Source organism: Sphingobacterium sp. HSC-15S19 (assembly GCF_050433745.1).
GTDB lineage: Bacteria > Bacteroidota > Bacteroidia > Sphingobacteriales > Sphingobacteriaceae > Sphingobacterium > Sphingobacterium siyangense.
In genome coordinates, this window is the sequence record NZ_JBNPWQ010000042.1 from 24,198 (window position 1) to 45,850 (window position 21,653).

The 21,653-nt window shown below is 41.0% G+C and carries 16 protein-coding genes; 3 read left to right on the forward strand and 13 right to left on the reverse strand.

Going from position 1 to position 21,653, the window contains the following annotated elements:
* Positions 1 to 65: 65 nt before the first annotated feature.
* Together nagB and L1283_RS24580 are read right to left on the reverse strand one after the other, a co-directional pair.
* Positions 66 to 1,994, reverse strand: a complete 1,929-nt coding sequence (nagB, locus tag L1283_RS24575) for a glucosamine-6-phosphate deaminase (RefSeq protein ID WP_112375205.1) — start codon at positions 1,992 to 1,994, stop codon at positions 66 to 68.
* 141 nt (positions 1,995 to 2,135) lie between these two features.
* Positions 2,136 to 3,284, reverse strand: coding sequence for a methionine aminotransferase (locus L1283_RS24580; protein ID WP_286779539.1), 1,149 nt, complete (start codon positions 3,282 to 3,284; stop codon positions 2,136 to 2,138).
* 72 nt (positions 3,285 to 3,356) lie between these two features.
* Between L1283_RS24580 and L1283_RS24585 the strand changes: the two genes are divergently transcribed.
* A complete protein-coding gene (locus L1283_RS24585; protein ID WP_112375203.1) occupies positions 3,357 to 4,040 on the forward strand; it encodes a peroxiredoxin family protein in 684 nt (227 codons plus the stop codon).
* Between the two features lie 153 nt (positions 4,041 to 4,193).
* On the opposite strand, the gene radA is transcribed toward L1283_RS24585, so the two are convergent.
* The 3 genes from radA to L1283_RS24600 all read right to left on the reverse strand — a co-directional run bounded on the left by radA (position 4,194) and on the right by L1283_RS24600 (position 8,699).
* Complete coding sequence (gene radA, locus L1283_RS24590; protein ID WP_204990883.1) at positions 4,194 to 5,579, reverse strand: DNA repair protein RadA; 1,386 nt, start codon at positions 5,577 to 5,579, stop codon at positions 4,194 to 4,196.
* A gap of 238 nt (positions 5,580 to 5,817) precedes the next feature.
* Positions 5,818 to 6,978, reverse strand: coding sequence for a dipeptidase (locus L1283_RS24595; protein WP_429626544.1), 1,161 nt, complete (start codon positions 6,976 to 6,978; stop codon positions 5,818 to 5,820).
* On the reverse strand, positions 6,975 to 8,699 hold the full coding sequence (locus L1283_RS24600) for a serine hydrolase domain-containing protein (RefSeq protein WP_112375201.1): 1,725 nt from the start codon (positions 8,697 to 8,699) through the stop codon (positions 6,975 to 6,977). The genes L1283_RS24595 and L1283_RS24600 overlap by 4 nt, the downstream gene beginning before the upstream one ends.
* A gap of 196 nt (positions 8,700 to 8,895) precedes the next feature.
* Between L1283_RS24600 and xseA the strand changes: the two genes are divergently transcribed.
* The gene (gene xseA / locus L1283_RS24605; RefSeq protein ID WP_201639924.1) at positions 8,896 to 10,182 is read left to right on the forward strand and encodes an exodeoxyribonuclease VII large subunit; all 1,287 of its coding nucleotides are present in this window, start codon (positions 8,896 to 8,898) and stop codon (positions 10,180 to 10,182) included.
* A gap of 42 nt (positions 10,183 to 10,224) precedes the next feature.
* Positions 10,225 to 10,446, forward strand: a complete 222-nt coding sequence (xseB, locus tag L1283_RS24610) for an exodeoxyribonuclease VII small subunit (RefSeq protein WP_075990493.1) — start codon at positions 10,225 to 10,227, stop codon at positions 10,444 to 10,446.
* 25 nt (positions 10,447 to 10,471) lie between these two features.
* On the opposite strand, the gene L1283_RS24615 is transcribed toward xseB, so the two are convergent.
* The 8 genes from L1283_RS24615 to L1283_RS24650 all read right to left on the reverse strand — a co-directional run bounded on the left by L1283_RS24615 (position 10,472) and on the right by L1283_RS24650 (position 20,538).
* Positions 10,472 to 11,116 (reverse strand): MgtC/SapB family protein, encoded by a 645-nt coding sequence (locus L1283_RS24615; RefSeq protein ID WP_088159788.1) that lies wholly within the window; start codon positions 11,114 to 11,116, stop codon positions 10,472 to 10,474.
* Between the two features lie 148 nt (positions 11,117 to 11,264).
* Positions 11,265 to 11,858, reverse strand: a complete 594-nt coding sequence (locus L1283_RS24620) for a pirin family protein (protein WP_236586143.1) — start codon at positions 11,856 to 11,858, stop codon at positions 11,265 to 11,267.
* On the reverse strand, positions 11,855 to 11,977 hold the full coding sequence (locus tag L1283_RS24625; protein WP_256603926.1) for a hypothetical protein: 123 nt from the start codon (positions 11,975 to 11,977) through the stop codon (positions 11,855 to 11,857). Before L1283_RS24625 ends, L1283_RS24620 begins: the two co-directional genes overlap by 4 nt.
* Positions 11,978 to 12,075: 98 nt before the next feature.
* Complete coding sequence (locus tag L1283_RS24630; RefSeq protein WP_201639925.1) at positions 12,076 to 12,822, reverse strand: aspartate/glutamate racemase family protein; 747 nt, start codon at positions 12,820 to 12,822, stop codon at positions 12,076 to 12,078.
* 56 nt (positions 12,823 to 12,878) lie between these two features.
* Positions 12,879 to 13,862 (reverse strand): DUF4973 domain-containing protein, encoded by a 984-nt coding sequence (locus L1283_RS24635; RefSeq protein ID WP_286779536.1) that lies wholly within the window; start codon positions 13,860 to 13,862, stop codon positions 12,879 to 12,881.
* Between the two features lie 15 nt (positions 13,863 to 13,877).
* Complete coding sequence (locus L1283_RS24640; protein ID WP_201639927.1) at positions 13,878 to 15,935, reverse strand: RagB/SusD family nutrient uptake outer membrane protein; 2,058 nt, start codon at positions 15,933 to 15,935, stop codon at positions 13,878 to 13,880.
* A gap of 12 nt (positions 15,936 to 15,947) precedes the next feature.
* Positions 15,948 to 19,157, reverse strand: a complete 3,210-nt coding sequence (locus L1283_RS24645) for a SusC/RagA family TonB-linked outer membrane protein (RefSeq protein ID WP_236586144.1) — start codon at positions 19,155 to 19,157, stop codon at positions 15,948 to 15,950.
* On the reverse strand, positions 19,075 to 20,538 hold the full coding sequence (locus L1283_RS24650; protein ID WP_201639928.1) for an IPT/TIG domain-containing protein: 1,464 nt from the start codon (positions 20,536 to 20,538) through the stop codon (positions 19,075 to 19,077). The genes L1283_RS24645 and L1283_RS24650 overlap by 83 nt, the downstream gene beginning before the upstream one ends.
* Between the last annotated feature and the right edge of the window lie 1,115 nt (positions 20,539 to 21,653).

Sequence of the window (21,653 nt, forward strand, 5' to 3'; positions counted from 1 at the left end):
GAACCACCTCAGGCTCAGGACTTTTTTATGTCGTCAGACAGTTATTATATAGTCAGATAGTTATTTTAGTCAAATTTCCATCTTACGAACGCTTCAATAGCTTCATAATTTGCAAGACCTAATTGGTCATATAAAGCTGCGGTTTCGCTTGTACGGTCTTCAGCACGTACCCAGAATTCACGAGGATCATCTCCAGGGAATACAGGTAAATCTTTTTGAGATTGGTGTTTGAAGATCGCTAAACGTTTGCGATAAACTTCTTGTGGAGATAATGGAACGGCCATTTGGATCTCGTGGATTGGGTATTCATGCCATGCACCTCTGTATAACCATAACCAACAATCTTTGGTCCATTCATCTGTTTTGCTCAATCTGCTCAATGCTTCAAACAAGATATCGAAACATACTTTATGCGTACCGTGTGGGTCAGCAAAGTCACCTGCAGCAAATACCTGATGTGGTTTTACCTGACGCAACAATTCCATTGTTTGTTGAATATCATCTTCAAAAGATACATTTTTTGAAAACTTTTGTCTATCATAGAAAGGCAGATCCTGGAAATGGATATTTTCATCTGGCAAACCAACCAAACGAGCTCCTGCGATCGCCTCACCCTTACGGATCAATGCTTTGATTTTACGGACAAGTTCAGTATCGATCTGATTTGGTTTTTTTGTCGCAAAAATTGCTCTTTCCTCATCATAAATTCGACCGATCTGAGAAGCTTCCGCCTCTGCCCCTATTTGTTTTGCTAAATCTTCAGCAAACTCCAGATAACGTACCACATCATCATCCCAAACAGCTGTATTACCACAAGTTTGATAAGCAACATGGACATTGTGTCCTTGGTCTGCCAGACGAATAAATGTACCTCCCATCGAGATGACATCATCATCCGGGTGTGGAGAAAATACAATTACATTTTTCTTCGCTGGATTGGCACGCTCAGGACGTTGTGAATCGTCAACATTGGGTTTACCTCCCGGCCATCCCGTGATCGTATGTTGAAGTTCGTTGAATATACGGATGTTGATATTATATGCCGGACCGGTTTCTGTAACCAACTTCGCCATTCCGTGTGCATTATAATCCTCGTCGGTAAGTTTCAGGATTGGTTTTTTGATCTCTAAAGCTAACCAAACAACTGCTTTTTTAATTAACGAAGGCGTCCAAGTAACATCTTCTGCCAACCAAGGAAGATCAAAACGTGTCAACAATGAAGCAGCAGCTTCATCAAGAATAAATTCAACGTTATCCGATAATTGTAGATAAGTTGCAGGAATCTCTGAGGAGATTTCACCTTCAACTGCTTTTTTAATGATCTCAGCCTTTGTTTCGGTCCAAGCCATCAAAATGATCTCTCTCGCTTTGAAAATTGTACCTACGCCCATGGTAATCGCTTTTGTTGGTACATTTTCTTTTCCACCAAAAGCACGGGAAGCATCGCGACGAGTTAAATCGTCCAACGTTACCACACGTGTACCTGAGTTAGGTGCAGAACCTGGCTCATTGAAACCGATATGGCCGGTACGGCCAATACCTAATAATTGAATATCTAAACCTCCAGCTGCCGTAATCTTCTGTTCGTACGCCTCGCAGAATGCATTTACTTGGTCAGGAGCTAAGGTACCATCTGGAATATTTACATTGGCCGCATCAATATCTACGTGATCGAACAAGTTTTTGTTCATAAAGGTCACATAGCTCTGATCAGCATCAGGTTGCATCGGGTAGTATTCGTCAAGATTGAAGGTAATCACGTTCTTAAAGCTTAAACCTTCTTCTTTATGCAAACGAATCAATTCTTGATAGACTTTTACAGGTGTGGCACCAGTAGCAAGGCCCAGAACAGCTTTCTCACCTTTCTCTTGCTTTGCACGAATAATTTCAGCAATACGATTTGCAACGTTTTTCGAAGCTGAATTTTGATCTGGATAGACGCTCACAGGGACTTTTTCGAAGCGCGTTTCTTCCAATAAATTTAATCTAGCCATTTTATGGGTATGTTGATAAACGTGAATTACAAATTTATAAAATTAGTACCTCAAGTTGAAGTAAAATTTTAATAAAGTGGTTCTTTCTTAGCAATATTTTAAATAAAACCTTTTAGCTATTCTTTTAGGTCAATAATACGATTATACCCTATTCAAAATCTCGACGGCTTTTAATAGCGTTTCATCCTTTTTAGCGAAACAGACCCGCAAAACGTGTTGATTTGTAGCTTCTTTATAAAACGCCGAAAGTGGGATTGTTGCAATTTTGTGTTGCCTGGTTAACGAACAAGCAAACTCAAATTCTTTCTCCTGACTGATAGCACTATAATCTATATTAAGGAAATAAGTTCCTTCGCAAGGAAGAATCTTAAACCGGGATCCCCTTAATCCGTCCTTCAACAATTTCCTTTTCCGCTCAAAAAAATCCGATAGGCCTTTGACATAGCTTATATCCTCCAGATATGCTGCGATAGCGAATTGCATGGGCGTATTTACACTAAACACATTGAATTGATGTACTTTTCTAAATTCTTGCGTTAATTGCGGCGGGGCAATGCAATAACCAATCTTCCAACCCGTGGTATGCAACAACTTTCCAAAGGAAGCAATAACAAAGCTTCGCTCGCGCAAAGTCGGGATTTCCAGCACCGATTGTGGGGAAGCACCATCGAAAACAATATGCTCGTATACCTCATCGCTCAGCAACAACGCATTGGTACCTGATAACAAATCTCCAAGTTTAATCAATTCTTCTCTACCAAGTACTTTGCCTGTTGGATTATTCGGATTATTGATGATGATTAAACGGGTTTTGGAATTAATTAACGTAGCGACGTAATCCCAGTCAATCTGAAAATCCGGAGCTAATAATCGCACGGGAATAACTTTACCGCCGAACAATTCGATCGTCGGCGCATAACAATCGTATGCCGGTTCAAAGATAATAACCTCATCTTGTGGCCTAACAACAGTGGCAATAGCTGTAAAAATTGCCTGTGTACCACCAGATGTCACAGTAAGCTCCGCTGTTGCATCAACCGCCACGTCATAAACTTCACGATATTTTTTAGCGATCGTATCACGTAATGCCTGTGCCCCAATCATTGGCGCATATTGGTTATGCCCCTGTTCCATTGCCTTAGACACTAATTGAACCAACTTCGGATCAGTCTCAAAGTCAGGAAAACCTTGCGACAGATTTAAGGCTTGCTGCTCATTGGCAAGCATCGTCATTTTGGTAAAAATCGTCGTGCCGACATGTGGAAGTTTAGAAGTTAGGTTGAAGTTCATTTTTTGACATTTTATTAATCTACTAAATTAGTGGATTTTCTTATATTTGTAAATATATATAAGAATAATAACATGATAAAATACATCACACTACTTTTTTTAGTTCTGCCATTCTTTGGTTCTGCACAAAAAAAAGAACTTACCAAAGAGGAGTATATTGCACGCGTTAAGGCCGCCCCGGATTCTATATCGACATTGGTTGACTTGCGTAGAGTCGGCGGTTATGACCCTGTATACCCCGAGCTTCAGGCGCTTTATAATACCTTGAGTAAAAATGTCAAGAATTCAAGTGAAGGGAAAGAGTTCCAAGACTACTTAAATACATTGGAAACGGTTCAAGTTGGAAAAACAGCTCCCGCGTTTACGCAAAATGATACTACTGGTAACCCTGTAAAGCTTTCGGACTTTAAAGGAAAGTATGTTCTCCTTGATTTCTGGGCATCTTGGTGTCCGGATTGCCGTGTCGAAAGCCCAGATCTTGTAAAAACATACCAACAATTTAAAGGTGAAAACTTTGAAATATTGGGTATATCCTTTGATAAGGATCGCAATTCTTGGATTAAAGCCATCCATGCAGATAAATTGCACTGGCGTCATGTTTCGGATCTCAAACGTTGGCAAAATGATGTCGGAACATTATATGGCGTAAAATCTATTCCTCAGAATGTACTGATCGATCCCAATGGGAAAATCGTCGTCAAGAATTTACATGGTGATGCTTTACGCGCAAAATTGAAAGAAGTCTTGAAAAAGTAAACTATAGACGATCCATAAAAAAGACCATGTTTTAGTAAAAGCATGGTCTTTTAATTTTTATTCTTTGAAGAAGGCCATTTTTCTGAAAAAATATATTTTAAGATGATCCCAGTAAATTAGGATATTAAACGATTGATTGCCCCTTTTTCTCGTTTAGCCAAACAAAGCACTGAAGATGTCCTCCAATTTGGCAACCGGACGAATGGCAATATCATATTTTTTAGCATCCAATCCTTTGGTATTGAATTTAGAAATAAAAATACCATCAAAGCCCAACTTCTCGGCCTCCTGTATACGCTGTTCAATGCGATTTACGGCCCTTATCTCGCCCGATAAACCAACCTCACCGGCAAAAGTCAGATTGGATCGAATCGCGATATCTTGTTGTGAAGAAATAATCGCCACAACAACAGCCAAATCGATCGCAGGATCTTCGACACGTAACCCACCGGCAATATTCAAAAACACATCCTGTGCACTTAACCTAAAACCAAAGCGTTTCTCCAAAACAGCCAGCAGCATATTTAATCGTTTCGTATCGTAGCCTGTAGAAGAGCGCTGAGCATTTCCAAACGCCGAATTACTCACCAGTGCCTGCACTTCAATCATCATAGGGCGCACTCCTTCGAGCATCGCCGCAATGGAAACGCCACTAACAGGTTCATCGCGCTGGGAAATCATAATCTCCGAAGGATTTGACACTTCCCTAAGCCCCGACCCCTGCATTTCATAAATACCCAGTTCTGAAGCAGATCCAAAACGATTCTTTACGGCCCGTAAAATTCGGTATACATGATGACGATCACCCTCGAATTGAAGCACCGTATCCACCATATGTTCTAAAACCTTGGGACCTGCAATAGATCCGTCCTTGGTAATATGTCCTACAATAAAAACTGGTGTACTGGTTTCTTTTGCAAACCGCAGCAATTCTGCGGTACATTCGCGTACCTGAGAAACCGATCCTGGCGCCGATTCAATTTGTGCGGAATGTAAAGTCTGTATAGAATCTATTACAATGACGTTCGGCTGTACCGTCTCGATCTGCTTGAAAATATTTTGAGTCGATGTCTCGGTAAGGATATAACAATTTGCTTTAGAAGATTGTGACAATCGCTCTGCCCGCATCTTAATTTGCTGTTCGCTTTCTTCCCCAGAAATATAAAGTGTCTTGACTTGTGGGATCGATAACGCGAGCTGTAACATCAACGTAGACTTCCCAATACCGGGTTCGCCTCCGATAAGTACCAAGGATCCCGGAACGATACCACCACCAAGAACCCGGTTAAATTCCTGATCAGGAGTCAATATCCGTAATTCATCCTGATAGACAATTTCGTGGATGATCGCAGCTTTATTCGCTCTTTTCGTGCTTCCGCCTGTGGTAGAACTACGCCATTCGGGCACTTTTGAACTCGCCTTTTCGACGACTTCCTCAACAAAACTATTCCATTGCTTGCAAGAAGGGCATTGTCCCATCCATTTGGGAGATTCGTAGCCACAGTTTTGACAGAAGTATGCTGATTTTGATTTTGCCATGCTACGAAATTACAAATTTATAGCTGTTAAAAGCGTAATATCATGCCCCATACGTATTATATTACCCAGGATATTATGCAAGGAATGATCAGCCTTCCCATAATGCTACTCCTATGGCGGCTTAAGTCAATATACAGTATATTACATTACTAGATACCACATCAGTATTTTAACAATACCTCAACACTGCTGTGTATATACTGGAACCTTACTGACAAACTTTAAAGAAAGGAAGTGTCTATTCTTCATTTTCCTTTAAGATCCGCAAGAAATTTTGTCCCATGATCTTCGCAACATCTGTCTTTGTATAACCTCTCTCCAACAGCGCTTTGGTCAGTAGTGGAAATTTAGAAACATCTTCCAGACCTTGGGGTGAGGATTCTATGCCATCGAAGTCCGAGCCTACGGCAACATGATCAATACCCACTTTTTTGACCAAATAGTCGATATGATCCAATAATTTCGACAGTGGAGCATCGGCTTGCCGTTGAAGTTCTTTTGGCAACTTTTCATACATAGACCAAGTACTCAATTTTGTATCCCCGGTATCACCAAATTTACCCACATACAAATCCTTAAGCCTTGTTTCATAGGCCGGATCCAAAAAACCTGAATAAAAATTTACACCAACAACGCCCCCATTTTTTTTCAAAGCTTCCAATTGTGCATCTTTTAGATTGCGGAAATGTGGACATAATTCATAGGCGTTGCTATGGGAAACCAAGATCGGCTTGGTCGTTATCGCCAGCACGTCATAGAAAGTCTGCTCTCCTCCATGAGACAGATCAATCATCATCCCCAATTCGTTCATTTTGCGAATAATTGCTCGCCCTTGCGCTATCAATCCCTTATCTTTGGAACGCATATCTCCCGATTCCATCGCGGCACAGCTTGCCCAAGGCAAATTGTAGTTCCAGGTCAAAGTGAGGTATTTGGCGCCGCGCTCATGAAGCCGGACCAGATGGTCAACACTTCCTTCAATCATATTTCCACCTTCCACACCGATCAACGCAACTATTTTACCTGTTTTTAAGATCGCATCGATGTCACCTGAAGATTTTGCCAAACTTATTTTATCGGCATTTGCTGCAATCATCTTTTCTAATGCATCGATCTGGTCATTGGCGTGCTTAAATGCCCCGGATTTCCACTTCGCATCATCGGACCACACAGCAAATACCTGCACATCGACACCTCCCTCCCGCAGTCGCGGTAAATCAGTAGCTCCCGTACTTATTCGCTGACCAATATTTTTCCCTGGGAAAATGGATTCGTAAATCACATCATTGTGTCCGTCGACGACCACCAAATCTTGGTGTATCTGTTTATAGTCTTGACTATATCCAACATTGTTGAGTGTCGTCATTGCTAGTCCAAGTAATAAGAGGCTTTTTATCATTTTTGACTTTCATTGATCGTTTCATAAATAGCGTCCTGAATCCTGCTTCTGATATTCAGATCCAACAGCCTAGTACTCACCTGAGGATGTACGCGATTAGACAAAAAGATATAGATCAGTTGATTTTGTGGATCAATCCAGATACATGTCCCTGTATAGCCAGTATGTCCAAATACAGAGCTATTTGCTAACTTAGATGGATATTCATTTTTTGGGTTTGGGTCCCAACGGTCAAAACCTAAGCCTCGACGACTGCTTGTCGATTGCCTGGAGGTAAATAAATCTATTGTTTCGGTTTTAAAGTAGCGCTCCCCCCCGTACTCTCCTCTATTCAATAACAGTTGACCATAGATTGCCAAATCATTTGCTGTAGCAAATAATCCGGCATGCCCGGCAATACCGCCAGCCATTGCCGCACCCTGATCGTGGACATAGCCTTCTAGTAATGTTTTCCGAAAGGAGGTATCCTGCTCGGTAGGAACGATTTCATCCTTTGCAAAACGCTCTCGGGGAAGGTAACCCGCACGCGTCATCCCCAATGGCCTGTAAAAGTTCTCCTGCACATAATCTTGCAGCGGTTCAGCGGTCTGATGTTCTGCAACTTCCTTCATCACGTACATACTGATATCACTATACACATAATTTCCAGTGGGTTTTACAGGTGATTTTAGCATCTCGGGCCACATGACATCGCGGTAATAATTGTTGAGGATATAGCTATTGTCGGCCATTTTTACTTGATGGTTATCATCGCGGACTGAAACAACGTCTCCAACTTTCAGATATTTATAGAAGGGAATAAAAGGTGTAAATCCTGCTTCATGCAACATGACGGAACGAAGCTTGATATCCTTTTTATTGGTATACTTTGCCTGCCATAGGTAATGTCCCATGGTACTATCCAAATTAATAATATTCCGCTCGGTAAGACGCATAATCACAGGAGTAGTACCGGCAATCTTACTGACAGATGCGAGATCAAAAATATCAGTTGTTTTTGTGGAAATAGCTTTCGCATACGTGTGAAATCCGTAAGATTTCTCCAAGAGTACTTGCCCGTCTTTCACGATCATGACAACAGCTCCCGGTGTTGCTTGCTTATCGATGGCTTCTTGTGCAATGGCATCAATTTTCTTCGTCAATTTGGTCAGGTTCAGATTAGAACTTGATGCAGCGCCATATTGCAGCCTTGTCTGTGTGGTTTTGACCTGACCGGCGGTTATAGGAATCCCACCAAAAATAGACATTGCCATCTGACGCTGTCCCATTTCTGAAAAAGGAGCAAGTAATTCGATCAAATCAGACTGTGGGTGCTCCGATAAACTCTTTTTGTTCTTTTCGTTTTCAAAAAAATGACAAAGGATAACTTTTTTATTGTTTAATACGGCCTGCTTCAACTGTGCTAGACAATCTGCATCTAAGTCATCTTCCTTTCCAGCCACAATAATGGTGTTATAATATTTGATGTCCTCATCAAATTTATTAAAATCAAAAATTTTGATGTTTGCATAGCGGGCCAACTGTTCTGTGAACATCGCATATTTTGCAGCGTTAGGAACGACAACTGCAATACGAAGTTGATCCAGGTTTTCTAAAGGCAGCAACTGATCGAGGTTATTAAACAGTATCGTTTCGTTCTTAATCGTAGACTTATATTGAGCAAACAGGGGGCTAATACAGAACAAACCTGCAAATAAAGCCCCAAAAAATCGTTTTTTCATTCTGCTTTTATCGTTTTTTAGGTTCTATCAAATAAAAATACGAATTAAATAACGAAGGAATATACTCGCTCGAAAAAAAATCAATTTTGTTACTCGACTTGACTATCGGGGTTAATAAATTCTGTCTCCCTTTGGTCATAGCAGATTCAACCATCCCCGGATTGCATCATGAAGGTTTTTTCTGTAAGTTTGACTAATGCCAGAATTGATTCAAGATAAAACAATATTTTCCTTGCTGGAAGTCAGCCGCAGTATCCAAAAGACACTTGCAGAGCGGTATAAGAGTTTGTACTGGATCAAAGCTGAAATGAACAAGCTCAATCATTATACGCATTCTGGCCACTGTTACCCTGAGCTGGTAGAAAAACAGGATGGTAAAATTGTCGCTGAAATTCGGTCGATCCTATGGAAAGCTGATTACAATCGTATCAACAACAATTTTCTTAAAGTTGCCCAAGAACCTTTACGAGAAGGGATCACGATGTTATTTCAGGCAAGTATTTCCTATGACCCCATGTACGGGTTAAGCTTGCGCATTGTTGATATTGATCCGACTTTTACCTTAGGTGAACTTGAAAAGGAGAAGTTAGACAGTATTCGAAAGCTGAAAGCAGAGGGCATATATGAGTCTAATAAATTATTGGACTTTCCTGTCGTTCCCAAAAGATTGGCAATTATTTCAGTAGAAACAAGTAAGGGGCTTTCTGATTTTTACAAGATTATTAATCAAAACCCTTGGGGTTACCGCATCGAATCCACCCTCTTCCCTGCATTGTTACAAGGAGACAAGTCAGTACCTTCTATTATCAATCAGCTTACAGTTATTGCTGAAAAAATCGACAAATACGATGTCGTCGCCATCATACGTGGAGGGGGTGGTGAGGTTGGGCTTTCCAGTTATAACAACTACTTATTGGCACGTGCTATCGCTATCTTTCCAATCCCTGTATTGACGGGCATTGGACATTCGACGAATTACACGGTTAGCGAAATGGTCGCCTATAAAAACGCGATTACGCCCAGTGAGCTGGCCGATTTTCTGATTCAGAAGTTTCATAATTTTGCTATTCCAGTCGATCGGGCTGCAGAGCGCATACAGCAACTCATTCTTACCCGATTTAAAGAAGAGCACAATATCTTATCTCAACTGGCAACGCATATACAATGGATTGGCAAAAGGGAAATTCAGACCTCGAGAGCCGCTGTTCAGCAATTTCAACATGAGCTGAACTCCTTGATAAAATTACGGCTTTACGAGCACAAGACGGCTTTGGCTCATACCGAGCGAATTATTCAACTCTCTGATCCAATTCGGTTATTGAAACAAGGTTTTTCAATTACTAAGGTTAACGGAAAACTACTGCAGTCGGTGACACAGGTATCACCGGGCGATGTGATACAGACGATACTCGAATATGGTGAACTTACCAGTACTGTAACGGATAAATCTCCGAAAGAAGGTCTGGATGCGAACCAGGCTTAATTTGGCCATCGGTACACAAAATTTTAAAGAAAGCATATCATAATGGAACAAAATTATACCTATACAGACGCCTTTAACGAGTTGCAAACAATCGTAAGGGAAATTGAAAATGGCACAACAAATATTGATGAGCTCGCGGGAAAAATCAAAAGGGCTTCCGACCTCATTCAAGTCTGCAAAGCCAAGTTAACAGCGACGGAGGACGAGGTAAACAGTTTATTACAGAAAATATCCCCTGCTCAGGAAACGGATGATGACGAATAAATAAAGCAGATAATGTCGTAATTCCTTAATATTGATAAGCCACGACCTGCCTATCACGGCGTACTGTTTCTACAAACTCCCGATGTTTGGTCACATTTCCCGTCAATCGCCAAATGGTATTCAAACTTTCTTTGTTATAGCGTTGACTTACAATGACAGCCTTAAAACCCATCCGTCTGATTAACTGCTCGGTATGTTCAAAATCTGCCTCAGATGAGGTCTGCAGTTCATAGTCTTTTATCTTGTGGTAATTGTCAATATAGGTTTGCAAATAAGTTAGCAGCGCTAAAATCATCAGAACCAAGCCTACACCAATAAACGCTAAAAATATATATCCGGCACCAACACACATGCCCAAAGAAGCTGCAGCCCAAATTGTCGTAGCGGTTGTTATACCACTTACTTTATTGTCTTCTTTGAAAATCACGCCTGCTCCTAGGAAACCGATACCAGTAATAATGTTTGCCGCCAATCGATCTGGATTTGCCAATCCAATTTTTAACGAAAGAATAGTAAAAAGACAAGATCCAAAGCTCACCAATATAAACGTCCTCAAACCCGCGGATTTATTGCGATATTCACGTTCAATCCCAATCAGCAGACCTATTAAGACTGATAACATGATAAGTAAAACGTCACGCGATTCAAAAGGTTGTAATAGGCTATCCATGAGTTTATTTCTTCTTCATCCAATTTAAGAAAAATAGGGAGATCTATCAAATGACCCCCCTATTCAAGAATAACTTTTTATCGATCTAATACATCGGAACTTTAATCAGCAATAACGATATATCATAGTAACCTTCATTTTCATCGACCTAATACATTGGTACTTCAATTAGCAGTAATGATGTATCATAGTAAGCTTCAAGCGCTATTTTTTCAGTTTCGTATAAACCAATGGCATCTCTTCTTGATAGCATTTCATTTGCTACGGCGATCTTTCCTTCCAAAACAAAAAGATAAAGCCCATTTTGCTCCGAATGAACAGTATATTCTATCTTTTTACCCACCTCGATGTCTGCCAAGTTAAAATATGCATCCTGATGTATGTGTACAGCATTGTTATCCATTTTATCCGGTGAAACAATCGTTGCAAATTTATTGTGTCGATCCAGTTGAAGGTAGGATTTCTGATCGCATCTGGGCTCCAACCCTATTTCGTTGGGAATTACCCAAATTTGTAAAAATTTAACAAGATCCTTCTGATTGCTATTAAACTCGGCATGCTGCACACCTGTACCTGCAGACATGATCTGCACATCTCCTGTTTGGATCGTACAGCCATTGCCCATACTATCTTGATGCGCCAGCGCCCCCTCCAGTGGTATGCTAACAATTTCCATATTATCGTGTCCATGCCGATCAAAACCTTGACCACCTTCCACCTGATCATCGTTCAATACCCTCAAGGCACCAAAATCATCCCTTCGGGATCAAGATATTGTCTAAAACTGAATGAATGCGCACTTTTCAGCCAGCCGAAATCGACGTGGCCACGATCACCTTCCCGATGTATAATCTTTTGCATGTTGTCCTCCTTACTGCATAAGCTTCTAACTATCAAGGACAAAACCCATACCAACAGGAATATAAACCCAAAATCTGACAATTTGTCAAAAGAGAGGACTACAGTGGCTTTAATTTATCCGGAGCGAACGAATGAACAAGTGCACGAGCGAGAATTCTATTCGGGTCTATAAGAATCATCCCATTGTGATCCCTTTCGGGAATAGCCAAAGGCAACTCTGCACAACCCAAAATAATGACCTGTGCGCCTTTCTTTTTCAGGTCGTCCATAACCAACAATAGATCTTCCCTTGCTTTATTCGCAATCGGTACGGGTTGGGCCTTTATTCCATAATCCTCATCATAGATTGCATTATTTACCTTCTCTTGCTGCGATCCTTCTGGTTCAAGAACAACGAAACCTTTTCGAATAAATGCTTCCCGATATAAACTGCAGATCTGTTCTCCTGCGGTAGACAAAATCCCGACTGTCGTGTCGGGATAGTTTTCGTCTACAAATCGGACAGTCTCATAGACGATATGCAATAGCTTCAACGTGCTCCCCATACGAGCCATCTCATCTTGAACAACAGAAAAAATAGGTTCTGCATGTGCCGTATTGGACGGAATCGCGGCTATGGTCGCTCCAGCCGTTTCAAGTTGTCTTAAAATTGCAGCAATAGCCTTACCTGGATTAACATTGGATTTATCCAATAAATACGCCGTTCGGTCAGGGATCAAATTTGGACATGAGAATAACAAGAGCGGCAAGTGTTCCTGATCGGATCTTGCCGCCGTCTCATCTATAATTTTCTTCGTAATATCCAAGCCGCCATAAGGGCCTAGTCCACCTACTATTCCAATCATAAAACTATTTTTATATCATAGATATAACCAATAGTCTTACAAATGGTTTGTAGAAATTACCATTCTATGGACTGATCTTCGTCAGGAATCTGCGTATTCAATTGACGTTCCAAGATCAATGAGCCCGAAACCTTGAACTTAATAGCTGTCGTAGAAACCAATGTATAATCTGTGAATTCATAATCCACATTATTTATCGTAATATAACGATGTAGTAAATAAGGCCGTACAGCATCCATTTGTTCCGAGATAGTATAACTTGCATCTTTTTTCATAACAAACTTCATGTTTGGATTTTCGGCGCGAAAGCTAACGCCTCCAGTCTCATTAAATGTTGCAAATACTTTATAATTCTTCCTGTCCCTCCGATCTTCATCAATATTTCCAGCATAGAAAAAAATCGTATTTTCATCGACAACATAGCTCCGAATTTCACCTTTAACAATGGGTGTTTCACTTTCATGCCCATCCATCACAACCTTTAGAGCGGTGCCACTGTATGTGCCTGAATAACTATTAAACGGGTTAATCCTTAGTAGTGCCTTTCTATAATGCTTCCGAGGATTAACCTTATATTTGCCGGAAGGGTCGTCCAAGATCGTTAGTGGAAGTACCCACTTCTCCGCCATGTCTATTCCTTTCAGCGAAAAATCAATAGGCATCAAAGCTGTATTTTCACCAGACTTGATATTCACCGTTTGGGGAATAGAAAAATAACTGTTATTCAGCTGTTTGTAATAAAAGTCTTCTCGGTTCTGAAATTGTTCATAATTGATTATTCCCAATGTATCGGGATCTACCGCAATGTTCACCGAAAGATTATCCGTATTTGTTGTTGATCCGCTAACTTCCAACGGCTGTAGAAATGTTGTTTTTTGCGCGTCTTTATAACGGACATAAATATCCGCTAATCCTCCATTACCCAAGGGAGCCTTAAAAGAAACGTAATGTTCAAATTGCTCTTCTTTCCATTCGTCATTACAAGAGCCGCAAACAGCTAGTAAGGTAAGTAATAACAATTGTATAAATGACTTGTTCATAAAATTCATATTAGATTAATCATTATAAGTCCATCCCGGATTCTGCGTCAAATTCTTATTGCGTTTAAGTTCGGTATGGCTAATTGGCCAGAACCACATCTTATCGGCAAACGTTGTTTTCAATGTCCAGATCGCAACGGGTTGGTAAAAGAGATCACGTTCCTTTTCATTCATTAAAACATTACAACCGTAGACAGGTAAGGCCTCCTCTACCGGTGCATCCATCCAACGGCGAAGGTCGTAATAACGTTGTCCCTCGCCGACCAACTCAATAAAACGTTCCCGCTTAATTGTTTTACGCAACTCGTTCTTACTGCCATACACACTGGTTGCATAGTCTGGCACACCGCCGCGGATACGGACAGGCTGAATACCTTTTTGCATTTCAGCAATGTCTCGGCTGATGGTATAACTTCCCCCACGCCAAGAAGGAATAGTATATGAACCACTTAATTCATTTAATGCCTCTGCATACATAAGCAGAATATCTGCATAACGGATAGCTGGTTCAGCCTTGGCTACAATGCGTGAGCCCGCTCCTCCTTCGTAGGTATCACTTGGATGAACAAACTTTTTAACACCAAACCCCGTGCGCAACCAATATGCATTGGCAGAGTTAAAGCCATTACCTTTCGGATCTGCGCTATAATAAAAGATTTGTTTATTGCGATTTTCGGGTTTTGTTTCATTTAGCAATGTCCAGAAGCTCCCACTATAGGCTACTGAAGCATAAAAACGAGGCTCCCGATTTGCATATTGCAAGGAGACACCCGGGCGTAGTGGTCTATATCTTTTTGCATCATAATCTTCCTGGGTCACATAGCCGACTACCCTACTGGAACCATTACCACGTCCAATTTCATGATCTTTTCCCGGCACATCGCGACCATCATTCATCGCGTAAGCATCCACCAGCTTCTGTGTGAGCCCATGCGTATTCCATCCCGTTGCAGAACGCGGTAACTGATGAATAACCATTTGGTCAATCCCTTCATTGGGCTGGTTATTTCCGCGCGTAAATATCAACTCAGGATTACCTGAGGCAGACAACGTTCCGTCGAAGACCTGTGCATACGATTTCGTTGGATCGATATTAGCCCATCCCTCCGGCCAGCTTTTATCTGAAAAGTTATGATCTTCGGGAGGTCTGACGGTCGCATCATCGCCTGTTTCCTGAAAAGGTGCGGTATACAACTTGTACACCCCTAGTTCGATCACATCCCGGGCGGCTGCAGCCGCTTTCGCCCATTTCTCTTCTTTAAAGTCCGCGGACAATAATCGTTTTCCTTTTTTGTCCACCAATAGTGCAGCATAGCCGGAATTATTACCATTGGCCAACGGACTTGCAGCATAAAGTAGTACTTTAGCACGAGCGGCCAAAGCAGCACCAACGGTCGCACGCGCAGAACCATCTTGACCACGCCTCATCCCCAGCACTTCCATTTCCTTTGCTGCCTGCAAGAGTTCATTACTGATATATTCCGCACACTCTTCATAGGTATTTCTCTGAATAGCCAGTTCATCATAGCTATCGGTATAATCCAGCCCTTCATCCGGCAATAATGGAACCGGGCCGTATTTACGGAGCAGTAACCAGTAAAGATAGGCCCGTGCAAAACGAGCCTGTCCCCGATAATCATCTATTTCAGCAGCCGACATCTCCGTATTCATGTATATATTCTGAATGAAAGTAGACGCATTACGAATACCCCGATAGCATTGTGTCCATGTCCCCTGTTTATCACTTTCAGTATATTGTCCCATTTTGAACATATTGTATGAAAGTTCATTTTTTGAGGGGTCATAATCTTTATCCCGATCACCATAATACATGTCGTCTGCAAAACAATGAGGAGTTAAGCCTTTACTGGCTACATCAGCATTTTCTCCTTTAAACTCTTCAAATACGTGAGCCAGCCATTCCTCCGAGTATTTTTTACTTTTAAATGTTTTCTCTAAATTAAGCCGGTCCTTAAAATATTGATCCGACTTTAAATAATCTTTTGTGCAGGATGAGAGCGCTGTTGCTCCAAAAACGAGCATCATAGCTATGTATAATTTCTTTCTTTGCATCTTTTTAAAATTTTATAGGTTAACACTGATGCCAAATGTGAACGACTTAGGCAAAGGATAATCTTCTCCCCGCGGTGTTGCTAATTCCGGATCCCAAAGTTTAAATTTTGACCAGGTCAATAAATTTGAGCCAACCAGAAAGAAGCGAATACTATTGGTTTTGATTCGATTTGTGAATTCTTTCGGCAAGGTATAACCAATATCCAAAGTTTTCAGGCGAATATATTGTCCGTTTCTCAACCAAAAGGTCGACTCCCTGAAATTGTTCGGATTAGCTCCATAACTTAGTCGAGGGTAAGATGCATTGGGATTTTCGGTTGACGGGTCACCCGATAGATCAGCCGAAATCCAGCGGTTATCCCCCATCACCCCTTTTAACACTTGTCCCCACTCTCCTTCACTAAAAGCATATACCGTTTTTCCATAGGTAAAGAAGGTCGATTTTCCAGCACCCTGAAAGTGAATGCTAATATCCAGATTTTTCCAACTCGCCGAAACGCCCACACCATAAACTAGATTCGGACGTCGTGTTGCGCCAATCGCCACGCGGTCACCATCGTTAATCAATCCATCGCCATTAACATCTTTATATTTAATATCTCCAGGCTGGTAAGTACCAAATGTTTGTCTCGGGCTATTGCGAATATCGTCATAGTCTTTAAACAAGCCTAAGGCAATCAGCCCTTTTGCCTGGTCTACACGGTATCCTTTTCGATTTTGATAACCATATATATTATTTTCCTCATCGATCTCTGTAATTTCATTTTTACTGTAGGTAATATTGCTTCGCCCGGTTAAATTTACTTCTCCCAATTTTTGTTTGTATTCTAACCGCCCATCAAAACCACTGGATTTGACCGCTCCAACATTAGCACTCGGCACCGATTCCAATCCAACCAACGCTGGCAAAAAATTTCGCGCCATATAAATCCCTGTCCGTTTCTCATCAAAGAAATCCAGATTGGCAACAATCTTATCTTTAAAGAGTGCCACATCAAATCCCAAGTTCTTTTTCGTTGCCATTTCCCAGGTAACATTAGATGAAGAAACTTGACTATATCTCATTCCGCCATAATATCGATTAAAACCGTAATCGGCCCATTGATAGCCTCCTTCGGGAACCCAAACATTGTCATTATTAAAATGTCCAATTTCAGTAAGTGTCGATAGATAAGGGAATCTCGCTCCCCCTGCCAATTGATCGTTCCCCACTCTTCCCCAGGAGTAACGAATCTTGAACATATTCATCCAAGAGATATTATCCTTCACAAACGGTTCCTCTCCGATATTCCAAGCACCTGAAACCGCCGGGAAAAAACCATATTGTTTACCCGGAGCAAAGTTCTCAGAGCCATTATATCCAAAATTAAAATCAGCAATATAACGTGATTTCCAATTATAGGACACACGCCCTGCCAGCGCTTGATTTCGTCTTGCAATCCCGTTTTTAATATCATCTCCGAGATTGACTGTCCGGATAAGTGCATCCCGCGTAAAGCGGGCAACAGCTCCAATATTATGACCGCCAATACTACGATCATAATTAAACATCATATCATAAAACTCACGTCGTTCACCACTGGCACTACTTGCCTGAAACAATTCATGTGGATCCGAAATATGGGTAAATATCAAATCTCCATTCTCATTCCGTGCACGTTCCGCCCGCCATTGCTCTGGCCATTTGCGCCGTTGAATGGTATTATCATTATTGGTATCATACCCAAGAATTCCTCTAAATCGTAATCCTTTGGTAATAAAATCGAAATTCTGTTCGATCGATATATTCGTCTGTATCTTATTTTGCCAGTTTTCATTATAGCCAGTCTGTGTCGCCACCACCCAAGGATTCGTCTGATTTCCGGCTCCAATAGCAGGCACATAACCATTTGAGTACAGCACCGGTGTGCGAATTGGCGAGTAACCGAATAATACACCCCAAAAATCATTGTCTCCTAACCCCGGACTATTTCTTTTGTCTAAGGATCCCGCTACACCTATTTTTAACACTGTACTTTTGGTGACATTAATATCCGTATTCAAACGGTAATTATATCTTTTATAATTTGCATTGGTATTGTAATCGTTGCGCAGTGTCTCATCCGTTTTATACATACCGCCTTCGTCTACATAACTGCCAGACAAAAAATACCGGGCGGTAGCACCACCACCGGTCATATTCAGATTGGCCCGGTACGTCATTGCACCATCTTTAAGTAACAGATCTTTCCAGTTGACATTGGGATAAAGATCGGGGTCTAAGCCCAAACGTAAGATTTCCAGTTCTTCCGGTTGATAAATCGGCTCAAAATTGCGCGTTATACGGGCCTCGTTCAAGAGGTTGGCATAGGTGACGCCATCTTCAAATTCAGGTGTAATAGTTCGGGTATTATAAATATTTTCATCTTTAAAATTAATACTGATCTTACCATCTTTACCGCGTTTGGTTGTGATTAAAATGACACCATTTGCTCCTTTTGAACCATAGATCGCCGTTACTGCGGCATCCTTAAGGATATTAATGGTTTCAATATCTTCAATGTTAATATCATTAATATCGCGCTCTATATTGTCGACCAACACAAGTGCAGAAGCCCCGCCGCCAAAGGTGGAAATGCCTCGGATCCAAAACTCGGTAATATTTTTGCCGGGCTGCCCGGACTGCATCATCCCCAGAACTCCCGGCGCATTCCCGATTAACGCATTACTTATACTTGAAGTCGGATTTCCTTTCATCGTAGTCAGGTCCACACTGCTGGTTGCCGCAGTTGAGGTCAGCGTTTTTTGTGTACCCGTCCCTGTGATCACCACTTCCTCAAGCACGCTAGTTTCGGATTCCTTCAGAGTCACATCGATGACATGATTATCTTTCACAAGTATTTCTTGCTTTTGATAACCGATTGAAGAGAATACAAGTGTTTTGTAGCGTTCTACTTTGATCTTATAGTTACCCTTATTATCAGTCGTTGTTCCAAGGCCAGGAGCATCTTTAACGGAAACACTGACCCCCACTATTGGTGCCTTTTGTGCGTCAACAACAACACCTGTTACTTCTAGCATATCTTGTGCCGACACCCCAAAGCTGACACACAGAAGCAACAAACAGGTTAGTAATATTTTATTTATCATCTTATCCTCGTTAATTTTGGTTACTTTCATCCATTTCTTCCAATGCGATTTTCCGGATACGTCTGTTTTCCCGATCTCCAATGTAAAAGGCATGCTCCTGTTCACTATAAGCGATACCCGACGGACGGTCAAAGCGAGCTTCTTCACGCAAGTCTCCATTGACATACCCGTATGGATTACTATTCAGGCTTGCACTCCCTCTACCGGCAAAAGTGGTTACGGCACCTTCCGGTGTAAGTTTACGGATCGCATGGTTATTAAGGTCCGTAAAATAGAAGTCATACAGATCGGGCTTATTTGCATCTAAATAATCCTGATTTTTCACGAAAACCCCTTGATAAGGTTGGTCGATCTGAGCAGACGATCCAACCCCATCCTTATACCCGCCGCCGCGTACTTTTCCACAAACCAAATAGGGCTGGTTAAATGTCTTTTTCTCCCAGTTGTAGTCTGCCCGCATAATATAACCCCGGTTAATGATCATAATATAGGCGTAATTACCAGTTGGATGGATCAAGATCCTATATTCCCATTCAGGATCCTGAATCAGAAAGGGGTTTGTATAGTCCTTTTGCCCTAAACCTCCATTGAAATATTGATTCAGGTCAAAACGATAAAACTCCCCCTTGCCAAAGCTGTTAAAGTACATTTCCCCATTTACCGGATGAACGGAAGCACCATTGCATTGTTTGCTCCTTGTCAAGACTTCTTTATCCAAGAAATTCCTCGCCCTCGAAAACAACAAATTAGAGTCGTCATTTTCTCCCCCTCTATCCTGAGCGACAATCATATAATTTTTGTCCAAAGTAAAATCTATACTGCGTGGACGATTAAAATCCGATCTCCTCGTCGTTATGGTACTATCTTCAAAATTGATGAGGTATAAACCGTTATTATTATCAAATGTCATCCAAAGATGTTTTGGATTGACTGGGTCAAACTTCATAAAAGAAGAAAGCCAAAAACCACTGGCCATTTTGTTTTGGTCATTATCTTTAAACTTTCCGTCTTTCCAAGGCTCATCACCGCGGGCGTTTCTGTAACCGGCGAGCGTAGATACCACCAGTTTGCGCTGATAATCAAAAGGTGCTTGCGCCTTACCGACAACAGGTTTTTCCTCACCTCCAACGCGCACTTCAATATCCCCTTTAAACGCCTGTTTCGGAACGATACAATAAAGCGATTCGCCCAACGCATTAATGACTACTGCTTTTTTTCCGCCGATAAAGACGGCTACATTTTTGGGGTCGTTTCCGAAGTTTTTTCCATAAATCACAAGCCGTTGCCCCATACCTCCAGATTTGGGCGCAAAATCCGAGACAATCACAGGTTGGGACGGATCAAAGGGCACACCTTCTGCAATGCTGCCAAGATTGTCATTCTTACAGCTTACGATGCCCAAAATAAGCACTATAATAGGCCAAATCATCTGATTAAGAGACCGACTATTAGCCGCCGTTTGTCTAGTTCTCATAAGGTTTAATATTGGTTAGAATTTTATTTTAACATACTTTTTGTATCGCTGCCCATGAATTCCAAATTCACAGACTTTGGCTATATCCATTAAAATGTGATGAACATAACTGATATTTATAGCATAGTTTTAAGACGAACGGATTGAGGCCCGCCCTATTATTAGGCGAACGCTTAGTTTTAATTTCCACATAATTGGTTACTTTTATATAAAGCTAAATGGTATTAGCTATCTTAAGCTAAAAAAAGACTTTCTGACAATCGATTCAAAGTCTTCCGGTTTTTAAAATTACTTTTCTACTTATTTTTCTATTTTAAACTCACAATAGCTATCGACCTTAACGGTTCTCATTCCCCGTGCTCTACACTATTTTTTCTTCACGAAGAAAATGGACGAATGATTTCTGATTTAACTTACTAAATGCTTCTCTAAGGTTTTCTTTCTATAATTGATTACTCAAATTTAGGGATTGTAAAGATTCTGATACTATAGAATTATCTCAATAAACTGCTTATTTGTATCACAGCAAATAAAGATGACCACATACTTGCGTACACACCACTTCTTGGATATTATTTTGAAAAAAGGTTGGCATGTGAAAAGCATTTTGCTTTGGCTGACTGGAGAATTAGCCCGCTATTCGGAGATCTTATGGATCAAGCTGTATCATTTGCTGCTCGCTTGGGTTCAAACAAAAAAACCTGCAAAATATTTGCAGGTTTTTATCTTTTGTAGCCCGTAGGGGAATCGAAATCTACCTACATCAATCTATTTATCAGTAAATTACAAGCCTACATTTCCCCTGCTCACCGAATAACTCACTGGTTTGACATACGTTTTAACTGCAAGTGCTCATAAACTAATTTATAGTTTTATAATGAACTTTCAAAATCATTTAACACTAGCAAGCTAATAGATCATTTGTTTTACATAAAATTTTCCTTTAAACCCGCGAACCAAATAATATTCTAGTGCAAAATTTTCTGACTTAGTAATTGACATTATATATTTAAACACATCTGTCCTAAATAAATTTTAGGATTGGATTTCTGTGGTACAGGCATAGCTTTTTTCATCATTTCGATATTGACCCCTATTTTTCAATCTGCGAAGAT

Coding starts and splice junctions, on each gene's coding strand:
- xseB (WP_075990493.1), top strand. CDS start 10,225: ATGGAACAAAATTATACCTATACAGACGCCTTTAACGAGTTGCAAACA.
- L1283_RS24600 (WP_112375201.1), bottom strand. CDS start 8,699: ATGAAAAAACGATTTTTTGGGGCTTTATTTGCAGGTTTGTTCTGTATT.
- L1283_RS24650 (WP_201639928.1), bottom strand. CDS start 20,538: ATGAGAACTAGACAAACGGCGGCTAATAGTCGGTCTCTTAATCAGATG.
- L1283_RS24645 (WP_236586144.1), bottom strand. CDS start 19,157: ATGCCTTTTACATTGGAGATCGGGAAAACAGACGTATCCGGAAAATCG.
- L1283_RS24625 (WP_256603926.1), bottom strand. CDS start 11,977: ATGCAAAAGATTATACATCGGGAAGGTGATCGTGGCCACGTCGATTTC.
- xseA (WP_201639924.1), top strand. CDS start 8,896: ATGCCAGAATTGATTCAAGATAAAACAATATTTTCCTTGCTGGAAGTC.
- radA (WP_204990883.1), bottom strand. CDS start 5,579: ATGGCAAAATCAAAATCAGCATACTTCTGTCAAAACTGTGGCTACGAA.
- L1283_RS24630 (WP_201639925.1), bottom strand. CDS start 12,822: ATGATTGGAATAGTAGGTGGACTAGGCCCTTATGGCGGCTTGGATATT.
- L1283_RS24595 (WP_429626544.1), bottom strand. CDS start 6,978: ATGATAAAAAGCCTCTTATTACTTGGACTAGCAATGACGACACTCAAC.
- L1283_RS24640 (WP_201639927.1), bottom strand. CDS start 15,935: ATGCAAAGAAAGAAATTATACATAGCTATGATGCTCGTTTTTGGAGCA.
- L1283_RS24635 (WP_286779536.1), bottom strand. CDS start 13,862: ATGAACAAGTCATTTATACAATTGTTATTACTTACCTTACTAGCTGTT.
- nagB (WP_112375205.1), bottom strand. CDS start 1,994: ATGGCTAGATTAAATTTATTGGAAGAAACGCGCTTCGAAAAAGTCCCT.
- L1283_RS24580 (WP_286779539.1), bottom strand. CDS start 3,284: ATGAACTTCAACCTAACTTCTAAACTTCCACATGTCGGCACGACGATT.
- L1283_RS24585 (WP_112375203.1), top strand. CDS start 3,357: ATGATAAAATACATCACACTACTTTTTTTAGTTCTGCCATTCTTTGGT.
- L1283_RS24615 (WP_088159788.1), bottom strand. CDS start 11,116: ATGGATAGCCTATTACAACCTTTTGAATCGCGTGACGTTTTACTTATC.